This is a genomic window from Chryseobacterium sp. c4a (assembly GCF_009900745.1).
Lineage (GTDB): Bacteria > Bacteroidota > Bacteroidia > Flavobacteriales > Weeksellaceae > Chryseobacterium.
This window is the reverse complement of sequence record NZ_WXVU01000003.1, coordinates 191,504-215,738: the sequence shown is the minus strand read 5'-3', so window position 1 is coordinate 215,738 and position 24,235 is coordinate 191,504. Positions and strand designations below refer to the sequence as shown.

Genomic DNA, 24,235 nt, shown 5'->3' with positions numbered 1-24,235 from the left:
CTCATGATATAACAACCAAATTCAAAATACAACTATGAAGAAACATGTAAACTTCTATTTAGTCTCGGGTCTCTTTATTACAGCAGCATTATTTGTAAAATGTACAAGTAATGAACCGAATGACAGCAATTCAGGTGGAAAAACAAAATTTGAAAACCTTATTGCTTACAAGAATAGTGATCACGAAATTTCAGTAGGATATTATCGTACCTGGAGAGATAGTGCTACCGTGGCAGGAAATATTCCAAGTATGAGGTCTTTACCAGACAGTCTGGATATCGCAATGGTATTCCCCTATGAAACACCTCCTGGTAATGCCTATTGGAATATGTTAAAAACAAATTATGTACCCTATCTTCATAAAAGAGGAACAAAGGTTATTATCACATTAGGAGATCTGAAGAATGCTACCACAACCGGAACGCAGGACTCTATAGGGTATTCAGCATGGGCTAAGGGAATTCATGATAAATGGGTTGGTGAATACAATTTAGATGGCGTTGATATCGATATAGAAAGTAATCCTAGAGGCGAAACGCTCATTAAATATGTTGCAGCAGCAAAAGCGCTCTCTAAGTATTTTGGGCCAAAATCGGGAACAGGAAAATTATTTGTGTATGATACGAATCAGAATCCTACAAACTTTTTTACTCAGACAGCAGCTTATTATAATTACACATTCTATCAGGCGTATGGCGGTAGCATTGCAAGATTGAATAATGTTTCTGCACTCTATGCACCTTATATCAGCATGAAAAAGTTTTTACCAGGTTTTTCATTTTATGAAGAAAGAGGGTACCCTACCAATTATTGGGATGATGTAAAATATCCACAGAATGGTACCGGGAGAGCCTATGATTACACCCGCTGGGAACCTGCAACAGGAAAGAAAGGAGGGGTATTCTCTTATGCTATAGATCGCGACGCTCCACTTGAGTCACAACATGACGACAGACTTTTAAAGCCTAATTTTAAAGTTACCAATGACCTGATTAAAATTATGAATCCTTAATTTAAAATCAATATAGCTTTCCGATTAATACTCGGAAAGCTTAAAAATATAGAAATCTCATCAGAATGTGAAAAAAAATAGCGAAGCAAGGTGTTCTGTACGAATAATAGCACGTAAATTTTTTACTTTTGATAAAAATACCTTTAATACTTGATCTACTTATTTTAAACATCATGAAAAAAGAACTGCTTATTTCATTTTTTACAGCCTTAGTTTTTACAGCAAATGCCCAACAAAATAAAAATGATGTATTATCCTGGGTAGATCCATTTATTGGAACCGGAGGGCATGGGCATACATTTCCGGGCGCAACAACACCCTTTGGAATGATTCAGCTGAGCCCGGATCAGAATACGAAAAGTGGTGACTGGGATTGGTGTTCCGGATATCATTACAGCAGTAAAACGATTATGGGATTCAGTCATAATCACCTTAGCGGAACAGGTTGGGCAGATCTTGGAGATATTTTGGTAATGCCAACGGTAGGGCAGGTAAAAATGGTTCCGGGATCAGAAGACAAACCTGAAACAGGATATCGCTCAACCTTCAGTCATGATAAAGAAACTGCTGTACCCGGGTATTATTCGGTAATGCTGGATAGCTATGGTGTTAAAGCAGAACTTACCACTTCTCCAAGAGTGGGATTCCATAAATATACTTTCCCAAAGACTGATGAAGCCAATATCATTATTGATCCCACCAATAAAATCTTCGGAAATATTTACCACACATTAGTAAGCGTAGAAGGCAACAATAAGATTAAAGGATATTGCTATAGCAATGGATGGGGTGGAAAAAGGTTTGCCTATTTTGTTATGGAATTTTCCAAACCGTTCAAATCCTATGGAGTATATGCTGAAGGAAAGATAAAAAACAACGAAAAAATTGCATTGGCTAAAGATGCGAAAGCCTTTGTAAGATTTGCTACAGAAGCTAATGAGAGCATCGAAGTGAAAGTTTCACTATCTCCGGTAAGCACAGAAAATGCTCAGGAAAACTTTGATGCAGAAGCTAAAAACGTAGATTTTGCACAAGCTAAAGAAACCGCACAAAAGACATGGCGTGATCTTATCAGCAGATTCCAGGTAAGCGGAGGAACAGATAATCAAAGAAAAATTTTCTATACAGGAGTGTACCACACCTTTATTGCTCCGAATCTTTATATGGATGTAAACGGAGATTACGTAGCTGCCGAGGAAAATATGAATACCAAATGGTTTACGAACTACAGTACTTATTCCTATTGGGACGGATTCAGAGCCACGCACCCTTTGCTAACTATTATGGATCAAAAACACACAAAAGAATTTGCCAATTCCTTAATCAGCCGATATACGGATCGTAAAGATCACATGCCAATCTGGGAATTATGCGGATATGATAATTTCTGTATGCTAGGTTATCACAGTGCATCAGTAATCTGGGATGCTATTTCAAAAGGAGTACCAGGTATTGATAGCGAAAAAGCGTTTGCAGCCATGAAAGATGCTTCTCTGACCGATAAAATGAGCAGTAGTGATGGTGGAGGTGGCCTTAATGATTATATTAAGTTAGGCTATTCTCCTTCAGAAAATGGAGCATCCGTTTCTGCAACTTTAGAATATTCTTATGATGACTGGTGTATTCAGCAGCTGGCAGAAAAATTAGGAAAGAAAGAAGAAGCAGAAGTGTACAGAAAACGTTCTATGAACTTCCTGAATACTTTTAATAAAGAAAATAATCATTTTTGGCCAAGACAAAAAGATGGGAAATTCTTAGCAGACTTTCCTCTTAATGATTGGAAAAAGCTTCAACCACATTGGGTTTCCGGAAATATCTGGGCTTATGATTTCTTTGTTCCACATCAGATCGATGAAATGATGAATCTATATGGCGGAAAGAAAGGGTTTGAAGAAAAATTAGATAAGACATTTTCTGAAGCCCTTCATATGGAAGGTGAGCAGCATGTAGATATCTCAGGGTTTATCGGATCTTTAGGATTTGGAGATGAACCGGGACATCATGTTCCATACTTGTATAATTATGCAGGAAGTCCTTATAAAACCCAAAAAATGGTAAAATACATCCGTGATAATATGTATGCCGCCAAACCAGATGGAATTGTAAATAACGAAGACTGCGGACAGATGTCAGCATGGTATATTTTCTCATCATTAGGATTCTATCCTGTTACCCCAGGAAAGCCCGTGTATGCCATTGGAGCTCCCCAGTTTCCGAAAGCATCTTTACAATTGGAAAACGGAAAAACCTTTACAGTGATTGCAGATAAGATTTCAGATAAAAATATCTACGTACAGAAAATGTTTCTGAACGGAAAAGAGTATAAAAGCTGGGAACTGAATCACAGTGATATTATGAATGGCGGTGAGCTAAGATTTGTAATGGGAAGTAAGCCTGTAAAATAAAGACTAATAAAAAATAAACGAAATAAACGTATCAATGGAAAGGAGAGATTTTATTAAAACAAGTGCACTGGCAGGAGCTGGATTGCTATTTACTCAGAATGTTTTTGCCAAAAACCTGGTGACAGAGGATTTTCCTATTGTCCGTGTTTCTAAAGATAAAAGACATTTTACCAGTGAATCTGTAGAAAGTGCTATTGCAGCCTTTAAAAAGAAAGTAAACAATAAAGAATTGAGCTGGCTTTTTGAAAACTGTTTCCCCAATACATTAGATACTACGGTCTTCTATAGTGAAACCAATGGAACACCGGATACTTATGTGATTACAGGAGATATTGACGCGATGTGGCTTCGTGACAGCTCTGCACAAGTATTCCCTTATCTGCAGTTCTCAAAGAAAGATGAGAAACTTCATAAACTGATTTCTGGAGTTATCCACAAGCAGACCACTTTCATCCTGAAAGATCCTTATGCCAATGCATTCTACAATGATGATAAGAAAATAAGCAAATGGAAAGAGTATGATCATACCGATATGAAACCGGGAACCCATGAAAGAAAATGGGAAATCGATTCTCTGTGTTACCCTATCCGTCTGGCCTATCATTTCTGGAAAACAACCGGAGATACAAAACCATTTGATAACAATTGGCTGCAGGGAATAAAACTTACTTTGCAGACTTTTACCGAACAGCAGAGAAAAAAAGATTTAGGGCCTTACCAATTTGAACGCACAACAGCCTGGGCTACCGACGGAGTTCCTATGGGTGGATATGGTTACCCAACAAAACCTGTAGGCCTTATCAGCTCCATGTTCCGCCCAAGTGATGATGCTACAATATATGGATTTTTAATTCCTTCAAACTTATTTGCTGTGGTAAGCTTACGCCAGGCAGCAGAAATGGTTTCTCAGATAAAAAATGAAAAAACATTGGCTCAGCAATTAAATAGCCTTGCTGATGAAGTAGATACAGCCATCAAAAAATATGGAATTTACAATCATCCTGAATTTGGAAAAATATATGCTTTTGAAGTAAATGGCTTTGGAAGTTATAACCTGATGGATGATGCGAACTGCCCAAGTTTGTTAGGATTACCTTATCTGGATGCGGTGAAAGCAGACGACCCTGTTTATCAGAATACAAGAAAATTTGTCTGGTCGGAAAACAACCCGTTCTTCTTTAAAGGAAAACTGGCAGAAGGGATAGGAGGGCCACATATTGGATTGGATATGATCTGGCCTATGAGTATCATTATGAAAGCGCTCACTTCAAAAGATAAAGGTGAGATCAAATGGTGTATAGATACTTTACAGAAAACGCACGGCGGGACAGGCTTTATGCATGAATCCTTCCATAAAGACAATGACAAAAAATTTACCAGAGAATGGTTTGCATGGGCGAATACATTATTTGGCGAATTGTTATGGAAAACCTTTAACGAAAACCCTGAATTACTGAAATAACCCTCCATTTTATATGGCCAATTCTTCTAAGATACCTTCCTTGAAAAAGAGGGAATCCAGGGAATGCTATATAAAAATCAAACATCAAAACACCTTAAAAATTATACAATGAAAAAAAAATCAATCCTTACCACAGCACTGATGGCCATCGCGCTACAGTCAGGTTCTCTGCTTAATGCACAACAGCTTACCCCTACAGGGATATGCTATGTAGAAGTGAACAATAACAACATCCTGAATGCAGGAGCGTACAAATTGCAAACATCGGGTAGTTATCTATTCAATGTGGTGAATATTTTTGCGGCTAATATTAATTATGATACCAGCCGTGGAAGAGCCTACTTGTATTCTAATAATAATGTTACTAAAGTTCTTACGAATGCGGATACCTACATAAAACCACTTCAGCAGAAAGGAATGAAGGTAGTTCTTACCATTCTTGGAAATCACCAAGGTGCAGGAATATGTAATTTCCCTACTCGTGAGGCGGCTAAAGATTTTGCTTTGCAACTGGCGAATACAGTAAATACTTACGGATTAGATGGGATTGATTTTGATGATGAATATTCAGAATATGGAAAAAATGGAACTGGACAGCCTAATGACAGCTCTTTTGTAATGCTTGTTCAGGAATTAAGAGCACTCCTTCCGGATAAAATCATTTCATTCTATTATTATGGAGATGCCGCTTCAAGGCTTTCATGGAATGGAGCCAGAGTAGGAGATAACGTAAATTACAGCTGGAATGCCATGTACGGAACATTCTCTGCGCCAAATGTTCCTCCGCTTACCAAAGCCCAAATTTCTCCTGCAGCAGTATGGATGGGAAATACTTCCAATTCTACGACAACCAGCCTGGCCACTCAGACAAAGAATGGCGGATATGGAGTATTTATGTGGTATGATCTTCATGGAACCAATGAAACATCCCAACTCTCCGCAGGAACCCAAACATTATATGGACAACCAACCGTTTTAAGTGGAACTTTACAATCTTGGTCACAAGGAACCAATTGTGATGCTCCTATCGGATTGTATACAAGCAATCTTACCGGAACAAGCGCAAAATTAAACTGGTCTGCAGTAGGAACGAATACTTATGATATTGATTATAAACCAGCTTCTTCAACAACATGGACTAATGCCGTGTCCGCAACAAATTCAACCTCTGTAACTGTTTCCGGATTAGCAGCCAATACCGAATATGACTGGAGAATCAGAACAAATTGCAGTGTAAAAAGTGCTTATATGTTTGCTCCAAGATTCAACAGTGGATCAGGAGGAACAACACCTTCCGGTTCTTATGCTCTTTCTCTGGATGGAACAAGTGAATCAGGAGCTGCCGGAAATCTTAATCTGACAGGTTCAGCATTGTCTTTTGAAGGGTGGATTAAGCCTTCCTCCTTCAAATCAGCATCTCCGTTTATCTCGTCTATTATGGGAACAGAAGTTGGTGATTCTAATTCAGCGTTATTAAGATTAGGAGATGCCGGTCTGGCCAATAATAAACTTCAATTTGTAGTAAGTATCAATAATGTACAACAAAAACTGGCTTCCACTACAGCATTAAATGCTAATACCTGGTATCATGTAGCAGCAACTTACGATGGAGCTTCAATGAAACTTTATATTAATGGGACTCTAGATGCAAGCAGAGCTCAAACAGGAAGCCTTAGCTCAAACGGAGCCTTTAATGTTGGTTATTCCTATAATACATCTAGAAATTTTAACGGTAAAATAGATGAGGTTAGAGTTTGGAAGCGAGCGTTAAGTCAGACGGAAATCAGCCAGAATATGTGTAATGTTTCACTTCCTGCTTCTTCTTTAGCAGCCTATTGGAAATTTAACGAAGGAAGTGGTTCTACAGTTCAGGATAGTTCAGGAAATGGAGCAACTTTAACCCTCACTGGTGTGGATGCGTCCAATTGGGGAACAGATCTTCCGTGTGCTGCAGGAACTTCAAAAACAACATCTGCTCAAAGAAGTATAAGTGCTGGAGAAATAAATACTAAAGATCTCATCAAAATATTCCCGAATCCAATCAGCAAATCTTCATCATTTACAGTTTCTGTTCCCGATGAATATAACAAAGGCAAATTGACAATCTTTGATTTTTATGGAAGAATTATGGGAACAAAATCATTGAATACAGGAAACAATCAGTTTGAATCCTCCGGAATGCAATCAGGAAATTATATCCTTCAGTTTGAATCTCAGAATGGAAGTATAAAACAGACAGAGAAATTAATGATAAAATAATAAAACAGTCATTGGGCTTAGGCTCAATGGCTTTTCCTATTCTAATAAAATTAATATACAATGAAAAAAAAATCCTTTCTTATTCCCCTAATGGCCTTAATGCTGCAGGCCGGCTCTCAGCTCAAAGCCCAGCAGCTTAATCCTTTGGGAGTCTGTTATGTGGAAGTAAATAACAACAATATGCTGAATGCAGGTTCTTATACTTTACAGAATACGAACAGACAGCTTTTTGATGTAGCTATTATCTTCGCTGCCAATATCAATTATGATGTTTCTAAAAACAGAGCCTATATCTCAAACAATAATAATGTAACGAAGGTTCTGAATGATGTAAACACCTATGTAAAACCTTTACAGCAAAAAGGAATTAAGGTATTATTGGATATACTGGGAAATCACCAGGGAGCAGGGATCTCCAATTTCCCGAATCGTGAAGCAGCAAGAGATTTTGCATTACAGGTAGCGCATACAGTAAACACCTATGGTTTGGATGGAGTAGATCTTGATGATGAATACGCAGGATATGGAAATAACGGAACAGGGCAGCCTAATAACAGCTCTTTTGTCATGTTATTACAAGAACTTAGAGCTGCGATGCCTGATAAGCTAATTACTTTCTATTATTATGGTCCCGCTACTTCAAGACAAACTTACAATGGAGATTTAGCAGGAAATTATATCAACTACAGCTGGAATGCGATATACGGAAACTATATTGTACCTAATGTTCCGCCTCTTGATAAAACAAAACTTTCTCCCGCAGCAACCTGGATACAAAACTCAAACTCAGGATCTACTCCAGCATCTACATTAGCGACTTTAGCAACCAATACAAAGAATGATGGCTATGGTGTATTTATGTGGTATGACCTGGGAGGAACCAATGTTGCTAATTACCTGAGTACCGGAACCAATATTCTTTATAATGAAAATGCCCAATTAAGCGGACAGTTATATTCATGGAGCCAGGGACAAACCTGTGATCCGCCGTTAGGGCTTGATGTGAGTAATGTTACAGGGACTTCAGCCAAATTAAATTGGACATCCAATGCTTCTCAAACCTATAATATCGATTATAAACCCGCAAATTCAACAACATGGGTGAATGTAGCAAGTAATTATTCAGGAAGTAATGTGGTAATCAATAATCTGACCTTGAATACGGATTACGATTGGAGAATACAATCGAATTGCTCTCCGACATTGACAAGTACTTACCTTTTTGCTCCTAGATTTAATTCAGGAAATGGGTGTGCAACACCTTCAGGATTGGTGTCCGGAAGCTATCTCGGAAATTCAACGCAGTTATCATGGGATGCAGGAACAGCTTCTTCTTACACATTACAATACAAAACCACTGCAGCTACTGCATGGAATGAAGTTCAGAATATTAACACCAACAGCTATTCCTTGCAGAATCTTAGTCCTAATACAAGCTATGTTTGGAAAGTGCAGGCAGCATGTAATGGAGGAACTACAAGTAATTATTCAGGAGAAGGAGCGTTCAATAGCGGTTTTGCACCTGTGACAAGCCCTGGCTCAAGATCACTTTCCTTTAATGGAAGTACAAATTATCTGAATGCGGGACAGTTTAATCTAAGTGGAAATGCTGTAACCATTGAAGGCTGGGTAAAAGTAAATGCATTCAAATCTGCTTTCCCTAATATTTCATCAGTTCTTGGTATTGAAGTAGGAGATAACAACTCTGCTATGTTGAGATTTGGGGATGGTGGTCTGGCTAATAATAAACTTCAGTTTATCCTAAGTTTCGGTTCTTCTCAGGTGAAAATGAATACCAATACATCATTTAATACCAATACATGGTATCATGTAGCCGCAATGTATGATGGAACTGCAATGAAATTATATGTGAATGGTAATCTTGATGCAAGTACTCCGGTTACAGGCAACTTTACAGCAAACGGTATTCTTTATTTAGCCAGAAATTATGACAACTCCCGAGCTCTGAATGGTTCTTTGGATGAATTTAGAGTGTGGAAAAGAGCATTGACAGCTCAGGAGATTATGAGTAACAGCTGTAATGTAGCAGCAAACTCACAAGGGCTGGAAGCCAATTGGAAAATGGATGAAGGAAGTGGAATAGGCGCTCTGGACACCACTCCAAATACGCATTTTGCAACATTGGTGAATATGAGCGATACCAATTGGAAAACAGAGGTTCCTTGTAATGGATCTTTATCTGTAAGAGATGCTGAGACTGTAAAAGAGAACAATACTGTGTATCCAAACCCAGTTAAAAGAGGAAGTGATATTCACTTTACCATTACTGATAACTCCAGTGAAGTTTCGTTCTACGATGTTTCAGGAAAATTATTAAAAAAGCAGAATGTTAATCAAAATAATAATACAGTGAATACTCAGGATTTAACCACTGGTACTTATATTTACAAAATCACATCCTCAAAAAATAAAGTAGTATCATCAGGTAAGATCATTGTAAAATAACAATCAGTTATCCAACTGTTTATCTGAAAGAAGATAAAAAAGATTATTATAAAACAGACAGGCAGTCTATCCTCTTGTTTGTCTGTTTTTACAAAATAGAATTGCTAGAATTTTAAATAAAAAATAATAATGCAGAATATATTAGGAATCGATATTGGAGGTTCACATATTACGCTGGCTCAGGTAAATCCTGAAAAACGTGAGATTATTACTTCAACGTATGTAAGGGAACATGTTAATTCCTTTGATGAAAAAGAAATTATTTTCTCTGCGTGGGTTTCAGCCATTGAGAAGGCAGCTCATGATCTTATAAAAGATGATCTTTTAATAGGAATTGCGATGCCGGGGCCTTTCGATTATGAAAACGGGATTTCTCTGATGCAACAAGGAAAATTCATCGATATATATCAAGTCAATATAAAAGATGAGTTGGCTAAAAGATTATCCATTTCTCCAAAGCAAATTCATTTTGTGAATGATGCGGCAGCCTTTATGGAAGGAGAAGTATTTGGTGGCTGTGTTCAGGGATATAAGAGAATTTTTGGAGTAACGCTTGGGACAGGATTAGGAACCACGTTTTATAATGGAGATTTTGCTACCGATGAAGACTTATGGGATTCCCCTTTTAAAGATTCGATCTGCGAAGATTATCTGGCAACACGATGGTTTGTGAAACGGTATAATGAATTGACAGGTGGGCAAATCTCCGGAACAAAAGACCTTCTGGATAAGCCTTTGGAAATACAACAACAAATATTTGATGAATATGCAGACTCTTTCTCAGGTTTTATAGTGAAATATGTAGATCATTATAAACCGGAAGTTTTAGTTTTAGGCGGGAATATCGCAAAAGCTTACCCTTATTTTGAGAAAAGATTTATTCAGAATGTAACAGAGAATAATATTAACTTGCAGGTTAAAATTTCTGCCATCTTTGAAGATGCTGCCATTCTGGGAGCGGCCAGTTATGCATTAAAAAAGCTTATATAAATTAACAAACGAAACGATACAATGAAGTCTATTTTTTCTACTTGCTTTCTTTTATTACAGGCTCTGGTTTTCGGCCAACATGCATCTCCCGTAGATTATGTAAATCCATTGATGGGAACCCAGTCTAAACCTTCATTATCCAATGGAAACACGTATCCGGCAGTCGGGCTTCCATGGGGAATGAATCTTTGGACAGCACAAACCGGAAAAATGGGTGACGGATGGGCTTATACCTATGATGCAGATAAAATAAAAGGATTCAAGCAAACCCATCAGCCCTCTCCATGGATGAACGATTATGGTGCATTTTCTATTATGCCGGGAGTAGGGAAACTAAAATTCAAAGAAGACGACAGGGCAAGCTGGTTCAGTCATAAAGCTGAGGTTACAACACCTTATTTCTATAGCGTTTATTTGGCAGATATCAATGTAACTACCGAATTTACGCCCACAGAAAGAGCTTCTTTTTTTAAGTTTGAGTTCCCGAAAACCGATAGCGCTTATGTAGTAATCGATGCTCTTAATAAAGGGTCATACATTAAGATTTTACCTAAAGAAAGAAAAATTTTAGGGTACACCACAAGATATTCTACAGGGAAATATGAGAATTTTAAAAACTATTTTATTGTTCAGTTTGATAAAGATTTTGAATTAACAAAAACCTGGAAAGATGATAAATTGATCAACGATCAGTTAGAAATGACCAGCGATCATACCGGAGCAATAGTAGGATTTAAACTTAAAAATAAAGAGACCGTTTATGCTAAAGTAGCCTCCTCATTCATAAGTTTTGAGCAGGCCGAGCTGAATCTTAAACGAGAGATCGGAAGCAAAAACTTTGAACAGGTAAAAACCGATGCCAAAAATATCTGGAATAAAACCTTAGGAAAAATAGAAGTAAAAGGGGGTACAGATCAACAGATGAGAACTTTTTATTCCTCATTATACAGAACTTTATTTTTCCCACAGAAATTATACGAAATTGATGCTCAGAACAAAATAAAACACTGGAGCCCTTACAATGGAAAAATTACAGACGGAAAAATGTTTGCCGGAACCGGTTTCTGGGATACTTTCCGAGCCCTATATCCTTTCCTGAATCTCGTTTATCCAAGTATCAATGTAGAAATGCAGGAAGGATTAGCCAATGCTTACAAAGAAGGAGGATTTCTTCCGGAATGGAGCAGCCCTGGATATTCTGATATTATGATTGGAAACAATTCAGCATCTGTAGTGGCAGACGCTTATATCAAAGGACTTCGCGGATATGATGTAGAAACCCTTTGGCAGGCTGTAAAACATGGAGCTAACAATGAAGGCCCGATTGAAGCTTTAGGCCGTGCTGGAGTAAAATACTATAATGAATTAGGCTATGTTCCTTATGACGTGAAAATTGATGAGAATGCAGCCAGAACATTAGAATATGCTTATGATGATTTCTCTATTTATCAACTTGGAAAAGCATTAGGAAAACCAGCTTCAGAAATTGATATTTACAAAAAAAGAGCGTATAATTACAAAAATCTGTTTGATAAAGAAACAGGATTAATGCGTGGTAAAAATAAAGATGGTAATTTCCAGAAGCCTTTTAATCCTTTCAAATGGGGTGATGCCTTTACAGAAGGGAACAGCTGGCATTATACCTGGTCGGTTTTTCAGGATATTGATGGTTTGGCTCAGCTTATGGGCGGTAAAAAGAAATTTGAAGCCAAACTGGATGAAGTATTTTCATTGCCACCAGTCTTTGATGATAGCTATTATGGCGGAGTGATCCATGAGATCAGAGAAATGCAAATCATGAATATGGGGCAATACGCGCACGGAAACCAGCCCATTCAGCATATGATCTATCTGTACAACTATGCCGGAGCACCTTATAAAACCCAATATTGGGCAAGACAGGTAATGGATAAGCTATATCACGCGACTCCGGATGGCTATTGTGGAGATGAAGATAACGGACAGACATCTGCATGGTATATCTTCTCAGCATTAGGCTTTTATCCGGTAACACCAGCAACAGATCAGTATGTGTTAGGAGCACCATTATTTAAAGAAGCTACCATCCATCTGGAAAATGGTAAGAAAATTGAAATAAAAGCACCGGAAAACAGTGCAGAAAATATATATGTACAATCATTAAACGTGAATCAACAGCCTTATTCAAAAAATTGGCTAAGTCATAAAGAATTAATCAAAGGCACAGTGCTGGACTTTAAAATGAACAGCAAGCCGAACACCGACAGAGGATCTCAGGAAAAAGATTTTCCATATTCAATGTCAAAAGAAGAATCAGGTAAATAATTTTAATTAAGAAAAACAAGGTATATGAGCGCAGAGAAAAGAGAAATATTTGATAGAGTTGAAAAAATGCTGCAGACCCAAGGTTTTACTATTGCAGCAAAAGATGAAACCAGACCATGGGGAGGCTTTTTTGTGATTGATGAAACACAGGCACAGGATTTCGCTAATCAATACTTTGATGGAATTGATGTAGAGAACCTAAGAATAGGAGGTAAATTAAGCCCAAAGATCCTTATTGTAGCACCTGAAGCAAGACTAAGCTGGCAGTATCACCACAGAAGAGCAGAAATCTGGCAGGTAGTAGAAGGAACTGTAGGAATCAAAAGAAGCAACACAGATGAAGAAGGTGAGGTTGGAGAATACCATCCAAAAGATCAGGTAAAACTTCAGCAGGGAGAAAGACACAGATTAATAGGTCTTTCAGGTTGGGGAATCGTAGCCGAAATCTGGCAACATACCGATGCCTCCAACCCTTCAGACGAAGATGATATCGTAAGAGTACAGGATGACTTTGGAAGATAAATAAAAAAAGCAGCATCAGAATTGATGCTGCTTTTTTTATGAAGGGAAGCTGGATGCTGGAAGAGGGAAGTTACTTGACGTTTTCATCATACCTTTCCATCATTTTTATCAATTTAAAAGGATATGCTGACAGTCAAACCTTATAGGTTTTTAAAACCTATAAGGTTTATCAACGATATATTTTCAACCTTAATTTTTAAAAGGATTTTTTATCCATTAAAAAACCAGCATCAATCAAATGCTGGTTTATATATTTTTAAGGTATTTCTGTTCAGAAAAAGAAGTTAAAAAGATTTCAGTTAATAAGCTGCCCAATAGTACTTCCATCTTCCAACTCCCATCATCCCTTCTTTAGAATGTTACATCCAATCCTACATAGAAATTTGCTTTCATAATCGGAGCATATACCATTCCGCCATCAAAGTAGTTTCCAAAAGGGTTTTTAAAATCAATGATTGCATTCTTCTGATAATATGAAGTAAGATTTTCTCCTCCTACATAAGCTCTAAGCTTCTTGTTGAAGTTTTTTGAAATCTGTGCATTCAATACAGCATAAGAATTGGAATAGGTTGGTAGCTGAAACTCTGCCGGGTTTCCTTCCATATTCGGAAGTCTTTGCTTCCCTACCCAGTTTAAAGTAGTATCAAAGCTCCAGAATCCACCATTGTCATTCTTATTGGTAGCGTAAGCAAGATTGATGAATCCTCTGTGTTTTGCCATAAAAGGAGCTTCTCTTCTTCCTCCCATATAATCGGCCTGTACATCATAGTATTTATATGCTAATCTTACATCAAAGTTTTTGAAAGGAGTAAAATCCCACTGCGTTTGGAAAGAGTTGGCAAATGATTTTCCTTCCAGGTTATAGAATGTAAGCTGTTGTGGAGATTTATCTAAATCTACCAATACCTGATTTTGGAAATCCGTTCTGAAAAAATCAGCAATGATAGTAGATTTTCTTCCGAAAAGCTTGAATTCCTGTTGTAAACTTGCTCCATAGTTCCAAGCAATCTCAGGTTTTAAACCATAAATATTTCCTCCATTGGGTAGAATATTGATGGCTCTGTTGGAAGCAAAATATTGTTGGCTTTCCGCAAATACATTCGCTGTTCTAAACCCTCTTCCTGCAGAAAGTCTTAAAATAGTTTGTGGAGTAAAATCATATTTAAAATTCACTCTTGGAGTAAACTGAGTTCCTGCCAGATTGTGGAAATCCACTCTGGTTCCTGCTACCAAAGTATATTTTAGTCCAGTTAAGGTGTATTCCGCAAAAATTCCCGGAACAATCTCGTTTCTTTTAATATTGTCTGTCAGATAAGTTTCCTCATATCCATCATACAAGAAGCTTGCTCCGGCCTTATACTTATGATTGGTATTTCCAAGGATACTTTCAAAAATTAAATTTGAATAATAAGTATGCTGCTTTCCAGCGTAATTTCTCAATCCAAAGAAGCTGTCTTGCTGGTGATAAACATATTGGTTCATCCATCCGATGCTTTGGTAGGGCTTTCCTTTAAAAACATATCCTGTTTTATTCCAAACTTGGAATCTTGAAATATCTATTCCAACACCATAGGCAGGTTGCTTATCCTGAGCGAGTTTTTTATCAAAGCCAACCTGGCCTGCAGTTCTTTCATCTCTGATAAAGTTAATTCCAAAATGAGACCCCAATCCTGACTTTTCCAAATCATTATAATTAAGAAGATAAGCAGCATTGATCTGTGTTCCTTTTGGCCTGTCAAGGAAACCATCATCATTCATATCTGTATTCCCGAAAGTTCCATTTCCATGAAGAAGGAAAGTCTGAGACCACTTATCATTGATAGGTGCTACACTGGTAATATTCACTTCTGCTCTTCCATTGAAATCTGAAAAAAGATTCAGGGAAGTTTCCGGAGTTTTTGCATTTTTTAATAATTCCGTGTTGATTTGTCCTGTAATACTTTCATAACCGTTGGTTACCGTACTTCCTCCCTTTGTCAGCTGAATACTTTCAATCCATCTTCCCGGAATAAAATTCAATCCATAAGCCGAAGCCAATCCTCTGATCTCAGGTAACTGTTCTTTAGTTAAACTTGTATATTTTTGATCTAGCCCCAGCATTTTTAGCTGTTTGGTTCCTGTTACGGCATTGCTGAAAGATACATCTACGGTAGCATTCGTTTCAAAACTTTCAGATAAATTACAACAAGCTGCTTTTAAGAGTTCTTTTTTATCAATATTAAAAACTAACCCGGCTTCCTTTTTACTTAAAGAAGTAGCTGCTTTAGAACCCGTTACTACAACACCATCAATGCTTTTCTCTTGTTTGTTGTGAGAATTTTCGTTAGATACAGAAGAATGCTCTTTATGGTCTTCATGTTTCGTTGCTTCTTCATAATGAGCGGTTGGATTAGGTTCTCCAAAAGTAAACTCTCTGTCATAGAGGCAGCATCCCGGAAGCCCTTTGTAAATGTCATCTGAAGCTCTGTACTTTTCATTATCATGTCCTGCATCAGCAATTGCTTTTAAAATTTTATCCGATGAGGTTTTTGCAGCATCAAAAGCTAAAGTGATTATTTGTGTTTCGGCACTCCATTCCGCTGAATCTGCCCCTGCACTTTTTGCTGCTTTTTCAATTCTTGCTTCACATGATGCACAATTTCCTCTTACATAAAATTCATTCTCCTTTTTAGCATGAGCAGCTGTCATATTAGCATGATGATCGTGGTGAGATTCTGCCTGTACAGGCTGTAGATCTCTGTCATATAAACAACATCCCGGAAGACTTTTGTAAACGTCATCCGAAGCCTTGAATTTTTCATTGTCGTGGCCTGCTTCTGCTACCTTTTTAAGAATGTCATCTGCAGAAACTTTATCTGTTTCTATGGTGAGTGTTTGAAGATCAATAGAATAAACAGCAGTTTTTGCCCCTGCCTTTTTAGCAGCTCCTTCAATTCTTGTTTTGCACATTTCGCAGTTCCCCTTTACTTTGAACTGGTTTTTCTGAAGATTTTGAGCCGATATAAATTGGGTAAATAAGAATAATGCACCAAGTATAAACCTGGAAATATATAATTTCATTTGTTTAAAAAATTTAGATTAAATAAAATACGGTTCGCTATAGGATGTAACGAACTCAAAATGTTTTAATTAGCCTATTTTGGGCGGTTGCCAAATTTCCTTTAAACGATCTGAAAGATAAGGGTCTGAATATTGAAACTGAGGATTCTTATTCGCTTTGTAATAAGACAGTTCCAGACGCAGATTTTTGGAAAAAGGAGTTTCAATAAAGGTATAACAGATAGCACATGATGAACAGCAGTCGTCATTGCATGATGATTTTGAAGAATCATGTTTTCCGTTCTTTTTTGAAGAGTGATTTTTACAGCAGTCGCTCTTTTTTCCAGATTCTGCCTTACAGCAGGTTTGCTGCATAGATTGAGTGTATAAGCTATCTTTAGGAACTAAAAAAATTCCTAAACAAAATACTATTGCCAGTATGTGAAATAGCTTCATATCTGCAAAAATACAAAATTTATGGTAAAGGATCACCAACTTTTAATGAGCAACTGTGCCAAGGTTCACCATGAGCTGGGTTTAATTTGGGTTTTTCTCCCATAGCCAGGTTTTGTGAAGCTGTCTGAGCCGGAGTTGGAGTAGGAGTTACCTGTATATTATTTTGAGCTGCTTGTGGTGCCGGAGCAGGTTTTCCATTGAGAGGTTGTCCTACAGGAATATCACATCGATGTCCCGGTTGTCCGTGTGGCGGGTTCATTCCCGGAGCCGTTTTCACGGGTTGGGCATTATTGTCCACGGCTATTTTTGCTGGAGCCGCAGAGCTCGGATCAATTTGAATCGAATTATTAGCACCTACACTGATATTTTGAGAAGCAGGAGTAGCTGATGGCTGGCTATTTAAAGGTTGTCCTACAGGAATATCACATCGGTGTCCTGGTTGCCCGTGCGGAGGGTTCATTCCCGAAGCAGTCGCCATAGCTGCGGTAGATTGTATTCCCGCCTGATCCATCAATGAAGTCTTTGGAGTACTATTGATAGCTACAGAAGGCTGCTGAGAACCAGCTTCCTCTTTTAAATAAGTTGCTCTTTCATCTTTCTTACAAGAAACAGCTAATATTGATACAGAGATCAAACCTAAAAACGTATTCTTCATATCCTTGATTGGGTATAAAGCAAAATTAGCAAAACATTTTTAATTGTTTTGCTAATTTTATATTTATAATACGACTTTTCGATTAATTTTTTACAAGAAGTCTAAATCCTTCTCCGTGAACGTTGATAATTTCCAATCCTTCGTCATCTTTCAATAATTTACGAAGCTTGGCAATATACACATCCATACTTCTTGCCGTAAAGTAGTTTTCCTTTTTCCAGATTTTTCTTAGAGCAAGGTCTCTTGGCATAAAGTCGTTTCTGTGGATGCAAAGAAGCTTTAATAACTCATTTTCCTTTGGAGAAAGCTTGTATTCTTTATCACCTACCTTCAGTTGTCTCAACATAGAATCGAAGAAGATATTGCTGATCTTGAATTGTTCCTGCTCTTCATTTTCCAGTGTAGAGCTTCTTTGAAGAATCGCTTTGATCTTGTATAAAAGAAGTTCAGTATCAAATGGTTTTGTGATGTAGTCATCAGCTCCCAATTGGTATCCTTTAAGGATGTCTTCTCTCATATTTCTTGCCGTAAGGAATATGATCGGTGTATTCTTATCAATTTTTTTTACATCTTCAGCTAATGAAAACCCATCTTTCTTAGGCATCATTACGTCGAATATACAGATGTCGAATTCATTTTCTGTAAACTCTTTCAATCCCTGTTCTCCATCAGTAGCAAGGGTTACTTCAAAATTATTGATCGTTAAATAATCTTTAAGCACCGCCCCGAAACTCTGATCGTCCTCTACTAATAATATTCTGTTGCTCATAACTTTTACTAATTACTAATTAACAATTAAGAATGAACTTCCTCACTCTCTCTTCTTATATTTTGTTTTTTGGTTTCTTATTTTACCATTACCCCATTGGTAATTTTATTGTAAAGGTGCTTCCATCTCCTTTGTTGGACTCTACAATAATCTGCCCTTTGTGTAATTCTACAATCTTTTTAACATAGGAAAGACCTAGTCCCTGTCCTTTTACATTGTGAATATTTCCTGTTTCTTCTCTGAAGAATTTTTCGAAGATTTTGGTTTTGTTCTGGGTTTCCATTCCCATTCCCTTATCCGAGATTTCAATAACATACCAATGACCTTCATTTCTGGTCTCCACATGAATTTCCGGTGCTTCCGGAGAATATTTATTGGCATTATCCAATAAGTTCACCAGCATATTCGATATATGGAACTCATCAATTTTAAAATTATAATGAGTGGCATTAAATTGTTGAGTCAGAGTACCGTTTCTTTGTTGTACAATAAGATTAAAGGATTCTGTCGTTTTTTTAATCAATTCTCTTACATTGGTTTCTTTCAGGAATAATTCCACCTCATTTCTTTCAAGCTTAGACATGTTCAATACATTTTCTACCTGCTTTTTCATCCTCAGATTTTCCTGCTTAATCAATTCGGAATAATATTTTACTTTATCCGGGTTGGTCGCAATCTTATCATTCGCTAATGAATCTGTTGCCACAGAAATAGTTGCCAGTGGCGTTTTGAATTCGTGAGACATATTGTTGATAAAGTCTGTTTTCACTTCAGCAAGCTTCTTCTGTCTCATCATATAATTGATGGAAATGATATAAATACCCAGAATTGTAAGCAGTGAAAGGAAAGTTCCCAATAGCATCGGCCAGTTGTTCATGGCCAAAGAATATTCTTTTTTAGGGAAAACTAAAGCAAGATTATATAAGGTATTGTATTTTTTATCTGTGAAAAGAGGATAATTGTACGTGTTGCTGTCTTTTTTCTCTTTGTAGGCTTTATTGGCAATACTGGTAAGTTTGTTGTCTTTATCTACGATTCCGTATCCGAATTTTGCAGTAATTCCTCTGATTTTTAATTCTTTTGTAATGACTGAATCAAGAGTCGCAGGGCTTACCCTTTGTGCAATGGGTAGATTGTTTCCATATACCTTTACAAACTCTTTTACAGCGTAATCCCCGGTTTCAATATCCTGATTGATGTCCGAGGTAAGAATTTCGCGGTTTGTGGTATCTCGTTTTATTTTGTAAGCAGCTTCATCAGTATATAAAGTCGTTAGCTTTACAGAATCTCCTTTTTTAGAAATAGGAAGCTGTGCATTGGAAATAATATTCTTGGAATAGATAATCTGTCTCTGAGTTCCGGAATCTTCTACTTGCTGAATTGTAGTAAGTGAAGGATTTTTGCTGTTAGCAAGAATGGTATTTCTGTTATCCTTCGTCAGATATTTATCGGCTTCAATTTCTTCAATTGTTTTTGATGTACTTTCCAGGACTGAATAAACCTTATTCGAGAAATCCTGTTCCAGTACTCCATAATAGCCTTTCAACCAATAAAATTGGAGCGTAACAAAGACAATCAGTGAGATCGTCATAAACACCGAAATTATTGGGATGAATTTATTATTCATTATTTAATTATATATGTTTTGGAAAAATGAATGTTAAAATTAATTGTTTTAAGACTACGTAAACAAAAAACGAGCCAAATAATTATGTTTTTTATCTTAAAAGACTGTTTTTTAACAAATATTTATGAATTATTGTTTACTTGTCATAGGAAAAGTCCTTTGTGTAAATAAAGAGTTAACTTTATTTAAAATTATTACTTTATGGAATCTAATATCATTTTCAACAAAGATTTTGAATCGAAAAGCGTCTATGTAATGATTATTTACAAGGCCGATGCTTCAAAAGTATGGAACTATTTTACCCAATCCGAATTATTGGATCAGTGGTGGGGGCCAAAGCCCTGGAGATGTGAAACTGCACATCAGGATTTCAAAGAAAATGGGATCTGGTTGTATGCAATGGTAGGGCCTAATGGAGAAAGGTCTTATTCCCAATCCAAATATGGAGAAATCATGGAACATAGAAGTCTTGACTGGACAAGTGCTTTCTGTGATGAAAATGGAAATGTGAATGAGGATGCTCCAAGATCAAAATGGCTATTCGGCTTTACAGGAGTAGAAGAAGGAACAAAAGTGACCGTTAATATTCACTACCAATCTGAAGAAGTAATGAAAAAAATGCTGGATATGGGATTTGAAGGAGGATTTAAAATGGGGCTTAGCCAGCTTCAAGAGATCATTGGATGATTTGAAAATGAAAAAGAGATTGATCGTTAGGTTTATGATATGAAAATCGGGCACTCTAAATGGAGTGCCCGATTTAATGAAATATGGAATGAAAAATGTTTCTTTTTATTTCAACTTTATAGTTTTTCTATGCTGATGAAAGTTCCGTCTGTAGGAACAATTTTATAAACGTCGGCAACGGTTAGAATAGAAACTCCTCCTGATACCTGAACTTTAAGTTTGTCTCCTTTATCAAACATGGCCAAAAATTCCATTGTTCCCACTCTGTTAGCTCCAGCTGTAATCAGGATGGCTTCATTTAAAGGAACGTCATTTCTGGCAAGAGTAGCTCCGTTTTTTAATGCCCTGAAAGAGATAACAGGCGGGCTTACATGTATACCCGAAGTTTTTACTTTCAAACTGATAAGGATCTTATAAAACCCTGATTCTTTAAAGGTAAAATTGTTGAAATTATTATTTACGGTTCCCTGAGGATCAATAATACCCAGCTTATCACCATCTAATGTGTTGTTATAAAATCCAAACGGAACATCTTTTTCACCACAGCCAATCAGCACACATCCTACAGAAGGAAAATCGCTTTCAGCGGTTGTTGGATTCATGCTGGCACGTGTAGTTCTTCCTCCGTTTTCGTAAAAAGTAGGTTTCCATGTTTCTCCATCATATACAACGACTCTTTGAATGTCTTTTCTGTACATGATCATTCCTTGCATAGAAGGGTCTTTATCAAAATGGTTGGTTTGACTGGCATTGTATAAAGGTAACTCAGTTTCATTGTTTACTGTTGGGATCATTACTCCTTTAGATCGTGCTGGATTATCCTCTTTATTCACAACACTGAACATGGAATTGGAGCTTGGATTGGTTGCGCTCCCAACAATAACTTGGGAAAAAACCATCTGGGCAGCCAATAAAAGGGCTGAAATATAAATATTCTTTCTCATCTTAGTTCAATTTCTCTATATAGATAAAAGTATCTTTATCATTCATTTTAAAGTTTACACCAGCTCCTACATTCAATCCTGTATCAGCTTGAATTCCCGCTCTTAAACGGATCTGATCTCCGGCATGCAGATATTTTGTAGTGGAAAAGTTATTCACAGAGTTGGCACTTCCGGCAGTTACTAATAAGCCATAAAGCAGAAAGCTGTTTTCATGAATTTTTTGCCATCCTTCTCCTGTTGCGTTAGCATACAGCGCCTGAAGGGAAATAATAGTAGCTGCATTTCCTACAGAAAGGCCTCCGGCACTGCTTGATTTTATGGATGGATTGATTCTGTAGAAGCCATCTGCGGGAATCGTAATTTCTCCATTGGCGTTCACTGTAACTCCTAAATTATTTACATTATTTCTGTCAAAATCATTTAAAATATTAAACAATAGAGTAGGTCGACCCGTAATTCCCAATACGTTAGCAACAGATACATCGGAAGCATTTGATCCCAGGATGCTTACATTTTTATAGTTTTTGATACTTCTCTCTGTGGCGGAGATCCATCTATATCCATCATATTTTACTACATCCTTGATCTCTTTGTTATAAAATACCAACCCATTATCTTCAGGTTTATTATCATATAGATCCGATTGTGCTGCATTGTAATTAGGAAGTTGAGTATGATTGTCAACAACAGGAAGCATAATTCCTTTTGTAGTATGCTCTACCTGTAAAGCGGCTCTTGGATGAATGATTTCAGGTCTTTTACCCATTTTGACTTGGGCAAATCCTAGTGTATTTACTGCTGTCGCAATAAAGACGTTGAGTGTAATTGTTTTTCTGATCATCTTAATCGCTTACTTTGGTGAACATTATTTCTCTTGGATAGTATTTAGCAATATTGGTGTTGGCCGCAGCGGTAAGGGTAACCACTACAGATACTGTTGCTAATGGAGAATGTATTCTCGGGACAATATAATCTCCGGGATTCAAACGGATTCTTGTGGTGGTGAAAGCTGCCGTATTGGTATCTCCGCCAATTCCTAAAATTCCGTAATAATCAGGGAAGAATGTGGTAAGCTTAACCTCATTATAACTTCCATTACTTTGTTTCAAATAGGCTCGCAGCTGATATTGAGGGCCACTGGTAAGAGAGACGGCTCCTCCTGTTTTAGAAGGAACATTCAGGTAAATGTCATAAACTCCTGCTTCGTTGATGACAAATTTGGCATTATCAAAACTTTTGTCTCCATAAAGTCCTCCTCCGGCTACAACAGCTGCTTCTCTTGTTATATTAAGACTGTTGTAAGATTGTTTCCCATCAACAGGAGCACTGAATCCTAGTCCTACATGCCGGCCGCAGCCAAGAAGTACACATACGACGCTGGTCTCTTCATCAGCATTGGATAAAAAGCGAGCTTGTTTCATTTTAAAGTCGGCAGCTGTAGGCTCATTGTTCCATTTTGCTCCATCATAAGAGTAAAAGGTAGCATGTGTTTTTTCGAACATCATCATTCCTGTCATCTCATTGTCTGAGGTCGTGGAGCTGTACAATGGGAGATTTTCCGGTGCAGATACTTCAGGAAGCATCATGCCGTAATTTTTTCCTCCATATTTTCCATCGATTTGTAAAATGGCCTTATTATGAATTTCAACCGTTGGGTTTTTTGAAATTCCTACTTGTGAAAAGGCCATGCTGAGAATGAGCAACATTAAAGAAGTGCTAATTTTTTTCATGGTTTTGATTTCTATTTAAATTTTAATCTGTTTTTTCTTCAGAAGAATCTTTTCGAAATGCATAGTTTTTTCAGTTCTTAGTTTTTGTGTGTATTTTTTTCAAATTTCAGCCTGCCCGGCTCATAATGAGTCGGGATATCATTTTTGTGGTGTCTTTTTTTTCAGTGCTGTACAACAAATGCAAGCCTGAAGAAATTGACCATAGTATTCTGAGGGAAATTGACCATAGTAACAGGTCAAAAGAATGTGGTCTGAAGTCTCTAAATTACAAATCTAATACGGAATATGCCTATCAAATTCTGATAAATTGTAAGATATGAATATTATATTCGTAAAATATAGGTGTAATAGCTTGGGAATGAAATGGTTTAAAATATTAACTATAAATAAAAAAATACAATATTTTTTAAATCAACAAGTTATTTTTGTTTAAAAAAAATAGAGACAAGTTTTTGACTAGTCTCTATTTATATGGGGAATGCAGTGTTTTAGTGGTATTTCACTAATAATGCTATTGTTTCATTAGGGAATTTTCAAAATTCTGCATTTTAACTTAAATAAGCTCTTCCTCCTGAAAGTACTGAATAATTGCCTTTTTCATAAGCAAGGTTTGCTCATTAGGCTTTAATTCAGGAAGATCTTCGAGTTTGTCAAATTGAGGCCACCCATCTTCATAATGGGTGAATTTATAATATCCAAAAGGCTCAAGCAGTCTGCAAACTGCAATATGGATCAGGTTTACCTTATCTTCTTTTGTATATTTCTGTTGTCCGCTGCCCAGTTCCTGAAGTCCTATCAAGAACAGTAAAGTCTCAATAGGAGGGTTCTTCTCAGTCTGGAAGTTATCTTCGAAGAACTGTTCTATTTTTTTCCAGTATTCGGATTCGTTCATAAGATTGATAAATGAT

Annotated in this window: 18 protein-coding genes; 9 read left to right on the top strand and 9 right to left on the bottom strand. The window is 37.0% G+C overall.

All coding sequences use genetic code 11. The features are described 5' to 3' along the window. The first annotated feature begins 34 nt into the window (after positions 1-34). The 8 genes from GTR01_RS06975 to GTR01_RS06940 all read left to right on the top strand — a co-directional run bounded on the left by GTR01_RS06975 (position 35) and on the right by GTR01_RS06940 (position 13,420). Positions 35-1,012: an endo-beta-N-acetylglucosaminidase family protein gene (locus GTR01_RS06975; RefSeq protein WP_317167586.1), complete on the top strand. Its 978-nt coding sequence runs from the start codon at positions 35-37 to the stop codon at positions 1,010-1,012. A gap of 173 nt (positions 1,013-1,185) precedes the next feature. Further along, positions 1,186-3,417: a GH92 family glycosyl hydrolase gene (locus GTR01_RS06970; protein WP_160137141.1), complete on the top strand. Its 2,232-nt coding sequence runs from the start codon at positions 1,186-1,188 to the stop codon at positions 3,415-3,417. 34 nt (positions 3,418-3,451) lie between these two features. Next, positions 3,452-4,879: a glycoside hydrolase family 125 protein gene (locus tag GTR01_RS06965; RefSeq protein WP_160137140.1), complete on the top strand. Its 1,428-nt coding sequence runs from the start codon at positions 3,452-3,454 to the stop codon at positions 4,877-4,879. 108 nt (positions 4,880-4,987) lie between these two features. Next, entirely contained in the window at positions 4,988-7,138 is a 2,151-nt protein-coding gene (locus GTR01_RS06960) for an endo-beta-N-acetylglucosaminidase H (RefSeq protein ID WP_228452176.1), read from the top strand. A gap of 60 nt (positions 7,139-7,198) precedes the next feature. Next, a complete protein-coding gene (locus tag GTR01_RS06955; protein WP_160137138.1) occupies positions 7,199-9,604 on the top strand; it encodes an endo-beta-N-acetylglucosaminidase H in 2,406 nt (801 codons plus the stop codon). A gap of 129 nt (positions 9,605-9,733) precedes the next feature. Continuing rightward, a complete protein-coding gene (locus GTR01_RS06950) occupies positions 9,734-10,594 on the top strand; it encodes an ROK family protein (RefSeq protein ID WP_160137137.1) in 861 nt (286 codons plus the stop codon). A gap of 21 nt (positions 10,595-10,615) precedes the next feature. After that, entirely contained in the window at positions 10,616-12,898 is a 2,283-nt protein-coding gene (locus GTR01_RS06945; protein WP_160137136.1) for a GH92 family glycosyl hydrolase, read from the top strand. A gap of 24 nt (positions 12,899-12,922) precedes the next feature. Continuing rightward, positions 12,923-13,420 (top strand): phosphoheptose isomerase, encoded by a 498-nt coding sequence (locus GTR01_RS06940; protein ID WP_160137135.1) that lies wholly within the window; start codon positions 12,923-12,925, stop codon positions 13,418-13,420. 351 nt (positions 13,421-13,771) lie between these two features. Here GTR01_RS06940 and GTR01_RS06935 read toward each other — a convergent pair whose 3' ends face one another. The 5 genes from GTR01_RS06935 to GTR01_RS06915 all read right to left on the bottom strand — a co-directional run bounded on the left by GTR01_RS06935 (position 13,772) and on the right by GTR01_RS06915 (position 19,966). Further along, positions 13,772-16,480 carry a TonB-dependent receptor domain-containing protein gene (locus GTR01_RS06935; protein WP_185155101.1) on the bottom strand — a complete coding sequence of 903 codons (2,709 nt, stop codon included), beginning with the start codon at positions 16,478-16,480 and terminating at the stop codon, positions 13,772-13,774. Between the two features lie 69 nt (positions 16,481-16,549). Continuing rightward, positions 16,550-16,915 carry a hypothetical protein gene (locus GTR01_RS06930; RefSeq protein WP_228452175.1) on the bottom strand — a complete coding sequence of 122 codons (366 nt, stop codon included), beginning with the start codon at positions 16,913-16,915 and terminating at the stop codon, positions 16,550-16,552. Positions 16,916-16,934: 19 nt separating this feature from the next. Continuing rightward, a complete protein-coding gene (locus GTR01_RS06925) occupies positions 16,935-17,570 on the bottom strand; it encodes a hypothetical protein (RefSeq protein WP_160137133.1) in 636 nt (211 codons plus the stop codon). Between the two features lie 82 nt (positions 17,571-17,652). After that, the gene (locus tag GTR01_RS06920; RefSeq protein ID WP_002982671.1) at positions 17,653-18,339 is read right to left on the bottom strand and encodes a response regulator transcription factor; all 687 of its coding nucleotides are present in this window, start codon (positions 18,337-18,339) and stop codon (positions 17,653-17,655) included. A gap of 88 nt (positions 18,340-18,427) precedes the next feature. Then, positions 18,428-19,966, bottom strand: a complete 1,539-nt coding sequence (locus tag GTR01_RS06915) for a sensor histidine kinase (RefSeq protein ID WP_160137132.1) — start codon at positions 19,964-19,966, stop codon at positions 18,428-18,430. A gap of 201 nt (positions 19,967-20,167) precedes the next feature. Between GTR01_RS06915 and GTR01_RS06910 the strand changes: the two genes are divergently transcribed. Further along, the gene (locus GTR01_RS06910; protein WP_160137131.1) at positions 20,168-20,653 is read left to right on the top strand and encodes an SRPBCC domain-containing protein; all 486 of its coding nucleotides are present in this window, start codon (positions 20,168-20,170) and stop codon (positions 20,651-20,653) included. 116 nt (positions 20,654-20,769) lie between these two features. Here the strand turns inward: GTR01_RS06910 and GTR01_RS06905 are convergent, their stop codons facing one another. The 4 genes from GTR01_RS06905 to GTR01_RS06890 all read right to left on the bottom strand — a co-directional run bounded on the left by GTR01_RS06905 (position 20,770) and on the right by GTR01_RS06890 (position 24,219). Further along, positions 20,770-21,597, bottom strand: a complete 828-nt coding sequence (locus tag GTR01_RS06905) for a hypothetical protein (RefSeq protein ID WP_160137130.1) — start codon at positions 21,595-21,597, stop codon at positions 20,770-20,772. A 1-nt stretch (position 21,598) separates the two neighbouring features. After that, entirely contained in the window at positions 21,599-22,438 is an 840-nt protein-coding gene (locus GTR01_RS06900) for a hypothetical protein (protein ID WP_160137129.1), read from the bottom strand. A gap of 1 nt (position 22,439) precedes the next feature. After that, on the bottom strand, positions 22,440-23,327 hold the full coding sequence (locus GTR01_RS06895; protein WP_160137128.1) for a hypothetical protein: 888 nt from the start codon (positions 23,325-23,327) through the stop codon (positions 22,440-22,442). A gap of 553 nt (positions 23,328-23,880) precedes the next feature. Then, positions 23,881-24,219 (bottom strand): hypothetical protein, encoded by a 339-nt coding sequence (locus GTR01_RS06890; protein ID WP_066694474.1) that lies wholly within the window; start codon positions 24,217-24,219, stop codon positions 23,881-23,883. Positions 24,220-24,235: the final 16 nt, after the last annotated feature.

Coding starts and splice junctions, on each gene's coding strand:
- GTR01_RS06940 (WP_160137135.1), top strand. CDS start 12,923: ATGAGCGCAGAGAAAAGAGAAATATTTGATAGAGTTGAAAAAATGCTG.
- GTR01_RS06915 (WP_160137132.1), bottom strand. CDS start 19,966: ATGAATAATAAATTCATCCCAATAATTTCGGTGTTTATGACGATCTCA.
- GTR01_RS06960 (WP_228452176.1), top strand. CDS start 4,988: ATGAAAAAAAAATCAATCCTTACCACAGCACTGATGGCCATCGCGCTA.
- GTR01_RS06950 (WP_160137137.1), top strand. CDS start 9,734: ATGCAGAATATATTAGGAATCGATATTGGAGGTTCACATATTACGCTG.
- GTR01_RS06895 (WP_160137128.1), bottom strand. CDS start 23,327: ATGAAAAAAATTAGCACTTCTTTAATGTTGCTCATTCTCAGCATGGCC.
- GTR01_RS06955 (WP_160137138.1), top strand. CDS start 7,199: ATGAAAAAAAAATCCTTTCTTATTCCCCTAATGGCCTTAATGCTGCAG.
- GTR01_RS06910 (WP_160137131.1), top strand. CDS start 20,168: ATGGAATCTAATATCATTTTCAACAAAGATTTTGAATCGAAAAGCGTC.
- GTR01_RS06945 (WP_160137136.1), top strand. CDS start 10,616: ATGAAGTCTATTTTTTCTACTTGCTTTCTTTTATTACAGGCTCTGGTT.
- GTR01_RS06970 (WP_160137141.1), top strand. CDS start 1,186: ATGAAAAAAGAACTGCTTATTTCATTTTTTACAGCCTTAGTTTTTACA.
- GTR01_RS06930 (WP_228452175.1), bottom strand. CDS start 16,915: ATGAAGCTATTTCACATACTGGCAATAGTATTTTGTTTAGGAATTTTT.
- GTR01_RS06935 (WP_185155101.1), bottom strand. CDS start 16,480: ATGAAATTATATATTTCCAGGTTTATACTTGGTGCATTATTCTTATTT.
- GTR01_RS06900 (WP_160137129.1), bottom strand. CDS start 22,438: ATGATCAGAAAAACAATTACACTCAACGTCTTTATTGCGACAGCAGTA.
- GTR01_RS06890 (WP_066694474.1), bottom strand. CDS start 24,219: ATGAACGAATCCGAATACTGGAAAAAAATAGAACAGTTCTTCGAAGAT.
- GTR01_RS06975 (WP_317167586.1), top strand. CDS start 35: ATGAAGAAACATGTAAACTTCTATTTAGTCTCGGGTCTCTTTATTACA.
- GTR01_RS06965 (WP_160137140.1), top strand. CDS start 3,452: ATGGAAAGGAGAGATTTTATTAAAACAAGTGCACTGGCAGGAGCTGGA.
- GTR01_RS06905 (WP_160137130.1), bottom strand. CDS start 21,597: ATGAGAAAGAATATTTATATTTCAGCCCTTTTATTGGCTGCCCAGATG.
- GTR01_RS06920 (WP_002982671.1), bottom strand. CDS start 18,339: ATGAGCAACAGAATATTATTAGTAGAGGACGATCAGAGTTTCGGGGCG.
- GTR01_RS06925 (WP_160137133.1), bottom strand. CDS start 17,570: ATGAAGAATACGTTTTTAGGTTTGATCTCTGTATCAATATTAGCTGTT.